Source organism: Xanthomonas arboricola pv. guizotiae (genome assembly GCF_002940205.1).
GTDB lineage: Bacteria > Pseudomonadota > Gammaproteobacteria > Xanthomonadales > Xanthomonadaceae > Xanthomonas > Xanthomonas arboricola_C.
This window is the reverse complement of the sequence record NZ_MDSK01000018.1, coordinates 26,713-40,815: the sequence shown is the minus strand read 5'-3', so window position 1 is coordinate 40,815 and position 14,103 is coordinate 26,713. Positions and strand designations below refer to the sequence as shown.

The following is a 14,103-nucleotide window of genomic DNA, read 5'->3' as shown; positions in this document are numbered from 1 at the left end:
ATGCTGGGACCAGGACATGGATTGCGCCGATGCACACCGACACGCTGGACCTGATGTTGCAACGCGAATTGCCGGTCGCCGCAGCCGGCTGCCAGCAGGCCTACGGCCGCATCGTGCGCGCCTGCCAGAACACGGTGACCGCCATCGCACTGGCGATCACCCGCGATATCGCCGCCAGCGAAGACATCGCCCAGGAAGCCTTCCTGCGCGCCTGGCAGCGGCTGGCGCAATTGCATCAGCCGGCCAGTTTCCTGCCGTGGCTGCGGCAGATCACCCGCAACCTGGCGCGCGACTGGCTGCGCGCCAACCGGCATCGCGCGCTCAGCGGCGAAGCGGCGGACCTGGCGATCGCGATGGCTGCCGACCCGGCCCCCTCGCCCGCCGACCAGTTGCTGCAGGTGGAAGAAGAGATCGCCGCGCTCGACATCATTTCTGCATTGCCCGAAGAGAGCCGCGAGACGCTGCTGCTGTTTTATCGCGAAGGCCAGAGTTCGCGGCAGGTCGCCTCGCTGCTTGGCCTGAGCGATGCGGCCGTGCGCAAGCGCCTGTCGCGGGCACGTGCCAGCGTGCGCGGCGAGCTGCTGCACCGGTTCGGCGAGTTCGCCCGTGCCAGCGCGCCCAGCGTGGCCTTTGCCACCGCGGTGACCTCGGCAACCCTGCTGGCCGCGCCGGGGACGGCGAGCGCGGCCATCGTGCTGACCGGCATGGGGGGCGCGGGCAAATTAGGCGTGAGCGGGCTGACCGGCTCGGCATTGGGCGGGGGTGGCGCCGCTGGTGCGCTAAGCCTCTGGCTCGGCCTGCCGTCTCTATTCGCCGCCGGCGCCGTGCTGGTTGCCGGCGTCGGCACGTACTGGTCGTGCTGGTATCTGCTGCGCTTTGCGCAGACCGCCGCCGAAGCAGCGGCGATTCGTCGTTTCCTGCACATCACCACGCTGACGTCGGTGCTGGTGGTGGGCAGCACGCTGCTGCTCAAACGCCTGGATGCCGGCGCATGGACGTCGCTGCTGCTGCTGGGCGCAGGCATGGCGGTGCTCAACTACCAATCCATCCGGGTGCTGCCACGCGTCATGCGCCCGATGCTGGAACGCGATGCGCAACGACGCGGCACCACGCGGGCACCGCTGCTGTATCGCTGCATGTTCAGCCCGGCCGCGATGCTGGTGAGCACGGCGGCGGTCATGCTGCCCATCGTGCGGCACTACATGAAGCTGGGGATGCTCTGATCCCGGCGTGGCGCCATCGCCGCATGCGGCAAGTGCGGCCATTCCAGTCAACAAAAACGGCCTCCTGCTTGCGCGGGAGGCCGTTGGTCGATCGGCGCCTTGTTGCGTGTTGCGGTTTACCTGCTGCGTATCACGACAGTGCTGCCCCGGCCGCAGTCCTGCGACCGGGTAACGCTGTAGCGAGCGGACGAACTCAGTTGCCCGCAGCCGGCTTGGCCGGCATCGGACGCTTGCCGTGGTCGCCATGCTCGCCCTGCCCCCAGCGGCCATGCTCGCCGCGCTGCTTGGATGCGGCATCGAACTCGGCCTTGCTCAGCTTGCCGTCCTTGTCGGTGTCGGCCTTGGCAAACCACGCATCGCGATGCTGCTGCATGCGCAGCTCACGGTCGGCGCGATCGACAAAGCCGTCCTTGTTGATGTCCATCTCATCGAAGCGCGCGGCGAACTTGGGGTCGGCCTTGGCTTCTTCTCGGCTGATGCGGCCGTCCTTGTTGGTGTCGAGCTTGCTCAGCCATTCGCCGCGTCCGCCGCGCCCCGGGCCGCGATGATGCGGGCGCTCGTCGCGCGACAGCTTGCCGTCCTTGTTGGTGTCCAGCGTGTCGAACTGTGCGGCCAGCCTGGGGTCGGCAGCGGCTTCGCTGCGATCGATCACGCCATCGCCGTTCTTGTCGAGTTTGGCAGGACGCGGCGCATCGCCGGCGGCAGGCGGAGCGGCGAACACCGCGCCGGTGGACAGGGCAGCCAGCACGGCCAGTGCGAGAAACGGTTTGCGAGACGTCATGAGAAACTCCTGGAATGTGGGAACCACACGCGGCACCTGCATGGGCCGCATCGCGTGGGTGGCGCATCCGGATCCACCGTGCGCTGCCACCAACACCCACATCAACGAGCCATCGGCGCGCGCGTTGACGCGGCAACCGGACGTATTCATCCGGCGGACAGTCGCCGCTGTTGCGACGCGCAGGCGCTATCCTGACGCCATGGCCATCCACGCCGACACCCATGACGACCTGCGCCTGTTCCAGACCGGCGAGCATGCCTGTGGCTACTGGTCCGAGCGCCGTGCGCGCGACCTGGTGCTGGATCCGCACGACCCGCGTCTGGGTGCGATCTATCCGCAGGCCTTGGCGTGGGGATTCCGTCGCTCCGGTGATCTGGTCTACCGGCCGCATTGCGAACGTTGCCGCGCCTGCGTGCCGGTGCGCATCGCGGTGGATGCGTTCCGGCCCGATCGCAGCCAGCGCCGCTGCCTGGCGCGCAACCAGGACCTGGTGGTGCGCGTGGTTGCTGCCGAGCGCACCGACGAACAACTCGCGTTGTACCGGCAGTACCTCAAGCACCGCCATCCCGGCGGCGGCATGGACGAACATGGCGCCACCGAATTCGACCAGTTCCTGATCGGCGGCTGGTCGCATGGACGCTTCCTGGAAATCCGCGAACCGGCGGTGGCGCACGCACCGGGGCGGCTGCTCGCCGTTGCGGTGACCGATGTCACCGAGCATGCGTTGTCGGCGGTCTATACGTTCTACGCAGCGGATGCCGCTGCGCGCAGCCTGGGCACCTTCGCGATCCTGCAGCAGATCCAGTGGGCGCAACGCGAGCGCCGCGCGCATGTGTATCTGGGCTACTGGATCGACGGCCATGCCAAGATGAACTACAAGCGCCGCTTCAGCGCACTGGAGGCCTACGACGGCCGCCAGTGGCGCGGGCTTCCTGCCGCTGCACCGGAAGGGTGAACCCCGCCGGGACGACATCGGGCTGTCGTCTTGCACATGCGAGAATGTGGCGATGATCAGACCTCTCTTACTGCTTGCGCTGACCGCGCTCTGCGCCGCCTGCGCCCATCAGGCGAACTCTCCGGAGACAAGCCCCAAGGCAACTGCCGACTCCGCGCCGGCCCAGCTGCGCATCGCGACCTACAACACCTCGCTGTATTCGGATCAGGCCGGCGGCCTGGTGCGCGAACTGCAGGGCGACAGCGCGCATGCGCGCAAGATCGCCGCGGTGCTGCAGCGGGTGCGTCCGGATCTGGTGCTGCTCAACGAGTTCGACTTCGACCCCGAGCACCGCGCCGCCGATCTGTTCCAGCAGCGCTACCTGCAGGTCGCCCAGCCGGGTGGTGGCGAAGCGTTGCGCTATCCGTACCGCTATCTGGCCCCGGTCAATACCGGCGTGCCGAGCGGCCTGGATCTGGACAACAACGGCAGCGTCGGTGGCGATGGCCGCACCCGCGGCAACGATGCCTGGGGTTATGGATTGCATCCCGGCCAGTACGGCATGCTGGTGCTGTCGCGCTACCCGATCGACACGCAGGCGGTGCGCAGTTTCCAGTTGCTGAAATGGAGCGCGCTGCCGGGTGCGCTGCGCCCGACCGACCCGTCCAGCAAGCAAGCGTTCTATCGCGACGCGATCTGGGCGCAGCTGCGGCTGTCGTCCAAATCGCATTGGGACGTGCCGGTGCGCACACCGCTCGGTGTGGTGCATGCACTGGTCTCGCACCCCACCCCGCCGGTGTTCGATGGCGCCGAGAAGCGCAACGTCGCCCGCAACCACGACGAGCTGCGGCTGTGGCGCGAGTATCTGGACAATCCCAGCGACGCCAGCTGGCTGTGCGACGACCAGGGCCGCTGCGGCGGGCTGCCCGCCGATGCGCGCTTCGTCATTCTCGGCGACCTCAATAACGACCCGGTCGATGGCGCCGGCCGGCACGATGCGATCCGCGCCTTGATCACGCACCCGCGGGTGCTGCAGTACCCCACGCCGCACAGTGCAGGCGGCCCGGAGAAAACCGCCGAATACGCCGTGCAAGGCATTGCCCATGCGGGCGACCCGCAGCAGGTGACCGGCGACTTCGGGCCGCAGGCGGGCACGATGCGGCTGGACTACGTGCTGCCTTCGCGCCAGTTCACCTTGGTCGGCAGCGGCATCTTCTGGCCCGCCAGCGCCACGCCGGAAGCGGCGATCGCCGATGGCAGCGACCATCATGCGGTTTGGGTGGATGTGGCTGGGGAGCGGTGATTCGGCAGCGGTGATTCGGGATTCGGGATTTGACGCGTCGGGTGGTTGCTTGGGTCGTGGCGCGATTGCGGCTGGTCGCCGCAACCGCGCCATGACGCGCGCAGCGCTCAGTCCAGCTGGATCTGCACTGCCTCTGCCGCTGCACGCGCCTTCTCGCGCGCGGCGTCGATGCTGTCCGCGCGCGCCAGCGTGACGCCGACGCGGCGGTGACCGTCCACGCGCGGCTTGCCAAACAGGCGCAACGCGGTGTCCGGGTCGCGCAAGGCGCGCGCGACATTGTCGAAGACCGGCACGCCGTGACCATGCGCCAGCAGCGCGCACGAGGCCGAGGGGCCACTCTGACGGATCACGCCGCCGTTCTCCGCGCCGACCGGCAGGCCGAGAATCGCGCGCGCGTGCAGGGCGAATTCGCTCAGCTCCTGCGAGACCAGCGTCACCAGCCCGGTGTCGTGCGGGCGTGGCGAGACCTCGCTGAACCACACCTCGTCGCCCTTGACGAACAACTCCACCCCGAACAGGCCCAGGCCGCCCAGGTCGTCGGTGATGGCCTGCGCGATCTGCTGCGAGCGCTGCAAGGCGGCCGCCGACATCGGCTGCGGCTGCCAGCTCTCGCGGTAGTCGCCGTCCTTCTGCCAATGCCCGATCGGGTCGCAGAACGAGGTGCCGCCGGCGTGCCGCACGGTCAACAAGGTGATCTCGTAATCGAAGTCGATGAAGCCTTCGACGATGCAGCGGCCGGCACCGGCACGTCCGCCGGTCTGCGCGTAGTCCCAGGCCGCATCGATGTCCGCTTCGCTGCGCAAGGTACTCTGGCCCTTGCCCGAGGACGACATCACCGGCTTGACAACGCACGGCAGGCCCACCGCGGCGATCGCCTCGCGATACTCGGCAGCGGTGTCGACGAAGCGATACGGCGAGGTCGGCAGGCCCAGTGTTTCGGCGGCCAGGCGGCGGATGCCCTCGCGGTCCATGGTCAGGCGTGCGGCGCGCGCGGTCGGGATGACCCGCTGGCCCTGCTCGCGTTCCAGCGCGAGCAGGGTTTCGGTATGGATCGCCTCGATCTCCGGCACGATCAGGTGCGGCTGCTCGCTGGCGATCAGCGCGCGCAGCGCCTGGGGATCGAGCATGTCCAGCACGTGCGAACGGTGCGCCACCTGCATCGCTGGCGCGTTGGCATAGCGGTCGGCCGCGATCACCTCCACCCCGAAGCGCTGCAATTCAATCGCCACTTCCTTGCCCAGCTCGCCCGAGCCCAGCAGCAGTACGCGGGTGGCGGAAGGCGACAGCGGGGTGCCGAGGGTGGTCATGGGGGTATCCAGATCGATGGGGGGCAGACATTTTAACGGGCCAATGCCACGACCGCCGGTCGGAAACACCTACATTTTTGATATCAATTTGATATCTTTTAATTCAACCACAAGGACGCCCCAACCATGAAAGAGAAATCGCTCGGATCCTTTCCCGGCATTCCGGTGATCGCTGTCAGCGTCGTCGTATTGCTGTCGGCTGCCACGGCGCTGATCGCTGCGGGCATGGGCTATCTGCCGCCCCTGTCCATGCTGCCGGCCATTCTGGTCGCCGCCGGCAACGTGTTCGTCCTGGTCGGCCTGTACACGCTGGAGCCGAATCAGGCTGCCGTCCTGAGCCTGTTCGGCAAGTACGTCGGCACGGTCAAGGACCAGGGGGTGCGTTGGAACAGCCCCTTCTACGCCAAGCGCCGGGTCAGCCAGCGCGTGCGCAACTTCGAGAGCGGCCGGCTCAAGGTCAACGAACTGGATGGCAGCCCGATCGAGATCGCCGCGGTCATCGTGTGGCAGGTACTGGACGCCTCCGAGGCGGTCTACAACGTCGACGATTACGAGAGCTTCGTGCATATCCAGTCCGAAGCAGCGCTGCGCGCGATGGCCACCAGCTACCCGTACGACCAGCACGAGGACGATCAGATCTCGCTACGCAGCCATCCGGCCGAAATCAGCGAACAGCTCAAGCGCCATCTGGACGAGCGCCTGACCCAGGCCGGCGTGGACGTGATCGAAGCGCGCATCAGTCACCTCGCCTACGCGCCGGAAATCGCCCAGGCCATGCTGCAGCGTCAGCAGGCCAATGCGGTGATCGCCGCACGCACGCGCATCGTCGCCGGTGCGGTGGGCATGGTTGAAATGGCGCTGGCCGAGCTGCAGAAAAACGGCGTGGTGCAGCTGGACGAAGAGCGCAAGGCGCACATGGTCAGCAACCTGCTCACCGTATTGTGTTCTGATCGCGGGACCCAACCGGTGGTCAACGCCGGCTCGCTGTACTGAGGTGATGCAATGAATGTCATGGTGCCGTTGGTCGTCGCGCTTTCCGGCTTGCCTGCGTTGGCAATCGCCGCCTCCATCGGCGCGGACGACGACGACCGCGCGCGCGGCCTGGGGCTGCGCTGGGCCCTGATCAGCCTGGTCATCCTGATCGGTGCGGCCTGCCTGTACTGGGCCGGCGACAACCGCGCCGGCATCTACGCGGTGGTGATCGGCATGCTCGTCGGCGTGAATGTCTTGATCGTCTCGATGGTGATGCACCTGCGCCGCCACAGCGGCCGCCAGGAGCGCGAGTGAGCGAGAAGAAGGCCTATCCGCTGCGCATCAACGCCGACGTGCTGGCCGCCGCGCAGCGCTGGGCCGACGACGAACTGCGCAGCCTCAACGCACAGATCGAATACGTGCTGCGCGATGCGCTACGCAAGGCCGGGCGCCTGCCGAAGCCGCAGGGCGACAAGGACGCCGGTGCTTGAACAAGAACGGCCGTAGTGGTTGCGGGCAAAGCGACCGCTCCCGCGTTCGCATGCATCCGCCGCGCCGCCACTCAACGGAGCATCTCCATCGGCGCACGCCAGCGTTCGCGCCGCGCTGGACTGGCAGCGCGCACCCAGCACCCGCTAAGCTGCGTGGATGCGCAATTCTCCACGGCTGCTCCTCAACACCCGCAGCATCGAACTGTGGCCGGCAGACCTGCTGCGCGCGCGCGGCAATGCGGATGCGCGCGTGCTGGCGCAGGCCGACTGGCTGCTGCGGCGCAAGCGCGACGGACGCTACCTGGCCGCGCATCTGCCGCAGGGCGTGATGCCGTTGATTCCGCGACTGGCGTACGAGCCGGGGCTGGACGAGGCACTGGCGCTGCTGGAGCTTCCAGGCGGGCGTGCATCGGACCGGGCGAACACGCTGCTGCCGGTCAGCGGCGTGCAGCAGCGGCTGGCGCAACTGCACATCGACGTGGAGGCGTATCCACGGCAGACCGGGCTGAGCCTGGTCGCCGAACCTGCCGCCCTGCACTTTGCCGGACGCGATCGCTTTGCGCGGCCGTTGTGGCTCAGCGCCGGCGCACGCCGTGCATGGCGACAGATGCAGGCCGACGCGGCGGGCGCCGGCGTGCTGCTGGATGCGCTGTCCGGGTATCGCAGCCACGACTACCAACTGGCGATCTTCGAACGCAAGCTGGCGCGCGGCCTGACGGTGGCGCAGATCCTGGCGGTCAACACCGCGCCGGGCTTCAGCGAGCACCACAGCGGCGATGCACTGGACATCGGCACGCCCGGCGAGCCGCCGGTGGAAGAATCCTTCGAGACCACGCGCGCCTTCGCATGGCTGCGCGACAACGCGGATCGCTTTGGCTACCGGCTGAGTTATCCGCGCGACAATCCCCACGGCATCATCTACGAGCCCTGGCATTGGCGTTGGTCGGCGGGGTAATGCGCGCGGCAAGCCGCACGCACCGCGCAATCCAACGCCCTACTCCTGCGAGCGCGGCGTCGGCACCCTGGCTGCCACGCTGAAGTCGGCGATCTTCCACAGATAGAACGCGGCGTAGCTGCGGTACGGGCCCCAGCGTTCGCCGCGGATGGCCAGTTCCTTCGGTGTCGGCATCCGTTCCTGCCCGTCCACGCGCTGGGCGCCCTTGCGCACGCCCAGGTCATCGACGGGCAGCAGATCCGGCCGGCCCAGGCGGAACATCAGCATCATCTCCACCGTCCAGCGGCCGATGCCGCGCACCGGGATCAGCGCCTGCACGATCGCTTCCTCGTCCATGCAGGCGAGCCTGCGCAGGGAGGCAATCTCGCCGTCGCGCTCGCGGCGCGCCAGATCGCGCAGCGCCAGCGACTTGTTGCCGGACACGCCACACGCACGCAGTGCCGCGTCGTCGATGCGACCGAGCGTGTCCGCATGCAGGCGCGGCGCACCGATGGCCGCTTCCACCCGTGCCACGATCGTCGATGCGGCCTTGCCGCTGAGTTGCTGGAACAGGATCGCCCGCGCCAATGCATCCACCGGATCGAACGGCTTGCGCCAACCCGGCTGTGCGGCGATCGGGCCGATGCGCCTCATCCACGCACCCAGCGCGCGATCGCGCCGGGTCAGGTGCGCGAAGGCGGCCTCCACGTCGAATCCGCGGGCATGGCGCGGCATGCTCAGCGCCTCAATGCGCCAATCGCCAGCACCACCCAGCCCAGCATCAGGCTGACGCCGCCGACCGGTGCCAGGCTGGTGGACCAGTGCAGCAGCGCGCCGCCGACCAGGCTGCCGGCAAACAGCAGCGTGCCGAGCAACAGCAGATACAGGCCGAGCCGGCCAAGCGCGCGCGTTTCGGTAGCGCCGAGCACCGTCAGCAGCGCGCCATGGCCGAAGGCATACAGCGCTGCCAGCTGCAGCCGCGATTGCACCAGCGCATCGGCCACCCCGTGCGAGGCATAGGCCGACAGGCCCACCGCGCTGGCGGCCAGCAGGCCGCCGCAAAACGCCAGCAGCGACGGATGTTTCTTGCGACGTTCGAGCAGGGACATGAAGCGGCTCCATTGCAGCGCCGAGGCGCAAAAAAAACGCGCCGCAGGACCGGCGCGTTTTCGTCTGGATCAGATCATCGTGGTGAGACGACTACTTGATGGCCCAGTAGACGTCGTAGGTACCGTCCTGCGTAAACGACTTGTCCACGCCGCCCTTCCACGACTCGTACGGACGCTCGGTCACGTCGTTGCCGTTGGTGGCAGCCCAGGCACGCAGGGAACTACGCACTGCATCCAGGCCGGCCATGTGGCCTGCGTAGGTCGCAAACGCGGAACGGTGTGCCTTGGTGCGCTCGTACTTGACCGGCGCTTCCGACGGAATGTTGACCTTCAACTCCGCGCCCGCTGCAGCAACCGGAGTTGCATCCACAGGTGCGGCAGCCGCGGCGTCATCCTTCTTGGCATCGGCCTTGGCGGCGTCGGCCTTCGGCGCGCCACCGGCACGCTTGCGGACCGGCTGCACCACGTCGAAGGCGTACTTGTCGGTGGCAAAGTCGGTGGTCACGATGCGGACCGGACCGGCAGCTTCGAGGCCATTGGCGTCCATCACGCGCTTGATCCACTCCTGGTTGTCCTTGATCGACTTCTTGATCGTCTCGTTGTCACGATCGATGTTGCCCGCATTGACGACCAACAGGTCCTCGGCCGGCACATCGACGAGCTTGAGATCGCTCAACACCGGCTTGCCGTCGAGCTGGGCGCGGTAGTCGAAATTCGGCACGGTGGCCAGTGCGGTCGCCAGACGCGACAGACCCAGCTTCAGGTCGTCGCCCACGTGGCGGCTGACATACAGGCCGGCATAACGACCGAACAGGTTCCAGCCGTATTTGACGCTGTAGTCCTGGGTGATCTTGACGTTCCTGTTATTCTTGCCGGTCGGCGCAAGGGTGAAGTTGGTGACCTTGTCGTAGCCCTTGGTGGGATCGTCGATCGAAATCTCAACACGCTCGTTCTTGACGCTGTTGGTGATCTCCCAGCTGCCGTCGCCGATATAGCCTTCGGTGGAGCTGTATTCGATGCGTGCACCCTTGCCCTCGTTCGGGCCGACCAGCTTCAACTGGATCTTCGGGTCACGCAGCACAAGCGGGTTCCAATCCTTGAAACGACGGAAGCTGTTCACGGTGTCGTAAACAATCGTCATCCTGCGGTTGGTCTCAACACTCTCGGATATCTGCCGCTCCGAGGGCAACACCAAGCCCACCACGACAAACAAGCCAGCCACGATCCCCAAGGCGATCAGGAACTCGATAATACGGGTCATTCAGGAGGTCTCCGGGGCCGATCCCACGGCCGGGTTGAGTGAAGCGAAGCCGCCATCCTAGCAGGCTTCGAGAAAGATGTTCAGTTGTGCGACGGGTAGCGCGGTCTTGCGGTGTCATCCACCGCGCAACCGCGCAGCCCATGACGGCGCAACCCCAACCTGCACAAGGGTTTGGTCAGATTGCGCGCAGCTATCATGCACATCGCGCGATGCCTGCGTGTGATGCGATTGCCGCCGGCGCCACGTTCTGCCTCCCGGCCGCGTGCGTGATCAGGTCGGAAACGACCAGACCACCCCGCCGGGTGCCCTGGCGTACGCGCAGCGTCGCGCACGCGTGGCCGCCATGCCGCACGCAGCGCCACCTGCGCTGCGATCAGACCAATTGCAGCTCGAAGGCCTTCAACACTGCGCGGGTACGGTCGCGCACGCCGAGCTTGGACAGGATGTTGGAGACATGATTCTTGATGGTGCCCTCGGCCACGCCCAGCGAGTTGGCGATCTCCTTGTTGGAGAAGCCGCTGGCCATCAGCCGCAGGATCTCGGTCTCGCGGTCGGTCAGCGGATCGGGCCGGTCCAGGCTGACGAACTCGTTGCGCATGTGCTCCAGGCCCGACAGCAGGCGCTGGGTCACCGCCGGCTGCACCAGCGAGCCGCCGTCGGCCACGGTGCGGATCGCACCGACCAGCTGTTCCAGCGAGACGTCCTTGAGCAGGTAGCCCTTGGCGCCGGCCTTGAGCCCGGCCAGCACCAGCTGGTCGTCGTCGAAGGTGGTCAGGATGATGGTCGGCGGCAGCGTGCCGTTGCGCGAGAGCATCTGCAGCGCCTCCAGGCCGGACATCACCGGCATGCGCATGTCCATCAGCACCACATCGGGCTGGACCTGCGGGATCTGCTCGACCGCCTGCTTGCCGTCCGAGGCCTCGGCCACCACCTCGATGCCGTTATCCAGCGCCAGCAGCGAGCGGATGCCCTGGCGTACCAGGGTTTGGTCATCGACCAGGCACACACGGATCATCAGAACACTCCTTGAGTCACGGCCGCAGGCATCAGTGCCGGCGCGCCTGGGACGGAGATGCGCAGGCCGAAGCCGTCACCCCGCCGGGTTTGAATCTCGAGCTGGCCACCATACTGGTTCAGCCGCTCGCGCATGCCGCGCAGCCCGTTGCCGGGCGCCACCGTGTCGGCGCCATGGCCATCGTCGCGCGCGTCGATCAACACGGTGTCGGCATCGCGCCGCACCTGGATCCACAGGTTGCGCGCACCGGCATGGCGCACCGCATTGGTGATGATTTCCTGGGTACAGCGCAGCAGCACGTGGGCGCGCTCGGGGTCGTCGAGGGTCAGCGGCTGGGCGATGTCCAGATGGATGTCCAGCGACGGCACCTGGGTCACCAGCGGGCGCAGGGCCGCTTCCAGGTCGATCGCGCCGCTGTCGCGCAGGTGGCTGACCGCTTCGCGCACATCGGTGAGCAGCAGCTTGGCCAGCGTATGCGCCTGGCGCACATGTTCCTGGGCCTGGCCGTCGGTGATGTGGCCGGCCACTTCCAGGTTCAGGCTCAGCGCGGTGAGGTGGTGGCCGAGCAGGTCGTGCAGCTCGCGCGAGATGCGGGTGCGCTCGTTGACGCGGGCGCTTTCGGCCAGCAGCGCGCGGGTGGCGCGCAGTTCGGCATTGAGCCGGCGCTGTTCTTCGCGGGCATCGGTCTGCTGGCGCGCGACCAGGCTGGTCACGAAGATGAACATCGAAAAGCCGCCGTATAGCAGCGACTGCATCAGCGCGGCGAACAGGGTGAAGTCCGGGCGCAGGTAATAGAACACCGGCAGCACCGCCAGCTGGCTGAGCACCAGCCAGGCCACGCCGATGCGCAGCGGCAGCAGCCAGGGGATCACCCCGGCCGCCACCATCATCAGGATGCTGCCCAGCCCGGTCCCGCTCAGATAGCTGACCGCCAGCGCGAAGATGGTCAGCAGCAGCAGGATCAGCCGGTCGTACCAATGCGCATGGCCGCCGCTGCTCAGGCCGCGGGTCAGCCAGAAGTAGCTGGCGCCGAAGCCGACGAAGAACGCCGACATCAGCAGGCCTTCGGCCACGCTGCGGTGGTCGCCCTCTTCGGCCGCCGGCCAGTAGGTGTACACCAAGGGCATGGCGATCATTGCCCAGGTGAACAGGCCGGCGAAGCGCAGGACGCGCGTATGACTGAGGTATCCCAACATGCAGGCATCTTAGGCGCTCGCCGGGCGGCTGCCCTCTTGCCGGAAGTCATGCATGTGGGTGGCATGGCGCGCCGGCCCTGGCAGCAGGAGCTGCCGGCATCGGCATGCTGCAGTCGGTTCTCATGCCTGGCTGGCGGCACACGGCGGGTCGCCGCTTCAGGCCACGCATGCAATAATCCGACGCAGATCCGATTTCGGGTCGAGAGCGTTACCCCACGGAGTCCCAATGTCGATCGTTATCCGCGACGTGCGCGAGCACGAGCTCGATTCCGTCCTGGCCCTGAACAACAATGCCGGACTGGCAATCCTGCCGCTGGATTCAACCAAGCTGCAACGTTTCTACGAGCAGGCCGAATATTTCCGCGTCGCCGAGCGCGACGGCAACCTGGCCGGGTTCCTGGTCGGGTTCGGCAGCGGCAGTGCGCATGACAGCAGCAATTTCGCCTGGTTCCGGGACCGTTACCCGGAATTCTTCTATATCGACCGCATCGTGGTCGCCAGCCGCCGTCGCGGCGGTGGCGTCGGGCGTGCGTTCTACGCCGATGTGCAGAGCTACACCGAGTTGCGCTACCCGCAACTGGCCTGCGAGGTGTTCCTGGACCATGGCGCCGATGCGGCGCTGCTGTTCCATGGCAGCTTCGGCTTCCGCGAGGTCGGCCAGAACACCATGGCCGATGTCGAGGTGCGCGCCAGCATGCTGATGAAAGACATGTGCAGCTATCCGTGGGTCAAGGAGACCTATGCCGGCACGTTGCCCGACCACCTGCCGTGGGTCGGCCGGCCGCGTCATGCCGCCGCCACCGACAACCCGTCGACGGGGAGCTGAGGCGTGGCGAGCGTGAATGTGGATTTTGAACAGGCCGGCGAACTGAAGATCGGCCAGGTGGGCATTGCCAACCTGCGCGTGCGCACGCTGGACGTGCCGCGCCTGGTGCGCGAGATGCGCGAGCGCGTGACCCGCGCGCCGAAGTTGTTCGGACGCGCGGCGGTGATCCTGGATTTCGGCGGCTTGTCGCAGGTACCGGACCTGGCCACGGCCAAGGCGCTGCTGGACGGCCTGCGCGATGCCGGCGTGTTGCCGGTGGCACTGGCCTACGGCACCAGCGAGATCGACCTGCTCTCGCAGCAGCTCGGCGTGCCGCTGTTGGCCAAGTTCCGTGCGCAATACGAGCCGACCGCGGTGAGCCCGCCGCCGCCCCCGCCACCACGTGCCGAACCCGCAGCGCCGGCGGCGCGGCCGGCGCCTGGGCGCATGCAACGCAACGCGGTGCGCTCGGGCCAGCAGCTGTATGCGGAGAACTGCGACCTGACTGTGCTCAGTACGGTCGGTGCCGGGGCGGAGGTCATCGCCGACGGCAGCATCCATATCTACGGTACCCTGCGTGGCCGCGCGTTGGCCGGCGCCCAGGGCAACCCTGACGCGCGCATCTTCTGCCGCGACTTCCACGCCGAACTGGTTGCCATCGCTGGCCACTACAAGGTGCTGGACGATGTTCCCATGGACCTGCGTGGCAAGGCCGTCCAGGTCTGGCTGGAGCAGGATCAGATCAAGATCGCTGCGCTGGACTGACGCAGCC

At 67.3% G+C, this 14,103-nt stretch carries 16 protein-coding genes; 9 read left to right on the top strand and 7 right to left on the bottom strand.

What is annotated here, in order from left to right:
• The first annotated feature begins 29 nt into the window (after nt 1–29).
• Nucleotides 30–1,223, top strand: a complete 1,194-nt coding sequence (locus tag XarbCFBP7408_RS12355) for an RNA polymerase sigma factor (protein ID WP_104563201.1) — start codon at nt 30–32, stop codon at nt 1,221–1,223.
• A 193-nt stretch (nt 1,224–1,416) separates the two neighbouring features.
• Here XarbCFBP7408_RS12355 and XarbCFBP7408_RS12350 read toward each other — a convergent pair whose 3' ends face one another.
• Nucleotides 1,417–2,154, bottom strand: coding sequence for an EF-hand domain-containing protein (locus XarbCFBP7408_RS12350; RefSeq protein WP_386142348.1), 738 nt, complete (start codon nt 2,152–2,154; stop codon nt 1,417–1,419).
• Here XarbCFBP7408_RS12350 and XarbCFBP7408_RS12345 point away from each other — a divergent pair.
• Both XarbCFBP7408_RS12345 and XarbCFBP7408_RS12340 read left to right on the top strand, forming a co-directional pair.
• Nucleotides 2,045–2,959 (top strand): arginyltransferase, encoded by a 915-nt coding sequence (locus tag XarbCFBP7408_RS12345; RefSeq protein ID WP_181106543.1) that lies wholly within the window; start codon nt 2,045–2,047, stop codon nt 2,957–2,959. The two genes, XarbCFBP7408_RS12350 and XarbCFBP7408_RS12345, sit on opposite strands and share 110 nt — an antisense overlap.
• A 52-nt stretch (nt 2,960–3,011) precedes the next feature.
• The gene (locus XarbCFBP7408_RS12340; RefSeq protein WP_258072120.1) at nt 3,012–4,241 is read left to right on the top strand and encodes an endonuclease/exonuclease/phosphatase family protein; all 1,230 of its coding nucleotides are present in this window, start codon (nt 3,012–3,014) and stop codon (nt 4,239–4,241) included.
• Nucleotides 4,242–4,348: 107 nt separating this feature from the next.
• On the opposite strand, the gene purT is transcribed toward XarbCFBP7408_RS12340, so the two are convergent.
• A complete protein-coding gene (purT, locus tag XarbCFBP7408_RS12335) occupies nt 4,349–5,548 on the bottom strand; it encodes a formate-dependent phosphoribosylglycinamide formyltransferase (RefSeq protein ID WP_104563199.1) in 1,200 nt (399 codons plus the stop codon).
• 126 nt (nt 5,549–5,674) lie between these two features.
• Between purT and XarbCFBP7408_RS12330 the strand changes: the two genes are divergently transcribed.
• The 4 genes from XarbCFBP7408_RS12330 (at nt 5,675) to XarbCFBP7408_RS12315 (ending at nt 7,966) form a co-directional block, all read left to right on the top strand.
• Nucleotides 5,675–6,541 (top strand): SPFH domain-containing protein, encoded by an 867-nt coding sequence (locus XarbCFBP7408_RS12330; protein ID WP_104563198.1) that lies wholly within the window; start codon nt 5,675–5,677, stop codon nt 6,539–6,541.
• Between the two features lie 9 nt (nt 6,542–6,550).
• On the top strand, nt 6,551–6,835 hold the full coding sequence (locus XarbCFBP7408_RS12325) for a hypothetical protein (RefSeq protein WP_016901699.1): 285 nt from the start codon (nt 6,551–6,553) through the stop codon (nt 6,833–6,835).
• Nucleotides 6,832–7,011 carry a hypothetical protein gene (locus XarbCFBP7408_RS12320; RefSeq protein WP_047128318.1) on the top strand — a complete coding sequence of 60 codons (180 nt, stop codon included), beginning with the start codon at nt 6,832–6,834 and terminating at the stop codon, nt 7,009–7,011. Before XarbCFBP7408_RS12325 ends, XarbCFBP7408_RS12320 begins: the two co-directional genes overlap by 4 nt.
• 157 nt (nt 7,012–7,168) lie before the next feature.
• Complete coding sequence (locus XarbCFBP7408_RS12315) at nt 7,169–7,966, top strand: M15 family metallopeptidase (protein WP_104563197.1); 798 nt, start codon at nt 7,169–7,171, stop codon at nt 7,964–7,966.
• A 39-nt stretch (nt 7,967–8,005) separates the two neighbouring features.
• On the opposite strand, the gene XarbCFBP7408_RS12310 is transcribed toward XarbCFBP7408_RS12315, so the two are convergent.
• The 5 genes from XarbCFBP7408_RS12310 to XarbCFBP7408_RS12290 all read right to left on the bottom strand — a co-directional run bounded on the left by XarbCFBP7408_RS12310 (nt 8,006) and on the right by XarbCFBP7408_RS12290 (nt 12,526).
• Complete coding sequence (locus XarbCFBP7408_RS12310) at nt 8,006–8,680, bottom strand: DNA-3-methyladenine glycosylase family protein (RefSeq protein WP_104563196.1); 675 nt, start codon at nt 8,678–8,680, stop codon at nt 8,006–8,008.
• A gap of 2 nt (nt 8,681–8,682) precedes the next feature.
• Nucleotides 8,683–9,054 carry a DUF423 domain-containing protein gene (locus tag XarbCFBP7408_RS12305; protein WP_104563195.1) on the bottom strand — a complete coding sequence of 124 codons (372 nt, stop codon included), beginning with the start codon at nt 9,052–9,054 and terminating at the stop codon, nt 8,683–8,685.
• 91 nt (nt 9,055–9,145) lie between these two features.
• A complete protein-coding gene (locus tag XarbCFBP7408_RS12300) occupies nt 9,146–10,315 on the bottom strand; it encodes an SRPBCC family protein (protein WP_104563194.1) in 1,170 nt (389 codons plus the stop codon).
• Nucleotides 10,316–10,688: 373 nt separating this feature from the next.
• Complete coding sequence (locus tag XarbCFBP7408_RS12295; protein WP_016901693.1) at nt 10,689–11,330, bottom strand: response regulator; 642 nt, start codon at nt 11,328–11,330, stop codon at nt 10,689–10,691.
• Entirely contained in the window at nt 11,330–12,526 is a 1,197-nt protein-coding gene (locus XarbCFBP7408_RS12290) for a sensor histidine kinase (protein ID WP_016901692.1), read from the bottom strand. The genes XarbCFBP7408_RS12295 and XarbCFBP7408_RS12290 overlap by 1 nt, the downstream gene beginning before the upstream one ends.
• A gap of 226 nt (nt 12,527–12,752) precedes the next feature.
• Here XarbCFBP7408_RS12290 and XarbCFBP7408_RS12280 point away from each other — a divergent pair, with 226 nt between their 5' ends.
• Nucleotides 12,753–13,352, top strand: a complete 600-nt coding sequence (locus XarbCFBP7408_RS12280; RefSeq protein WP_104563193.1) for a GNAT family N-acetyltransferase — start codon at nt 12,753–12,755, stop codon at nt 13,350–13,352.
• A gap of 3 nt (nt 13,353–13,355) precedes the next feature.
• Nucleotides 13,356–14,096 (top strand): septum site-determining protein MinC, encoded by a 741-nt coding sequence (gene minC, locus XarbCFBP7408_RS12275; RefSeq protein ID WP_104563192.1) that lies wholly within the window; start codon nt 13,356–13,358, stop codon nt 14,094–14,096.
• The last annotated feature ends 7 nt before the right edge of the window (nt 14,097–14,103 follow it).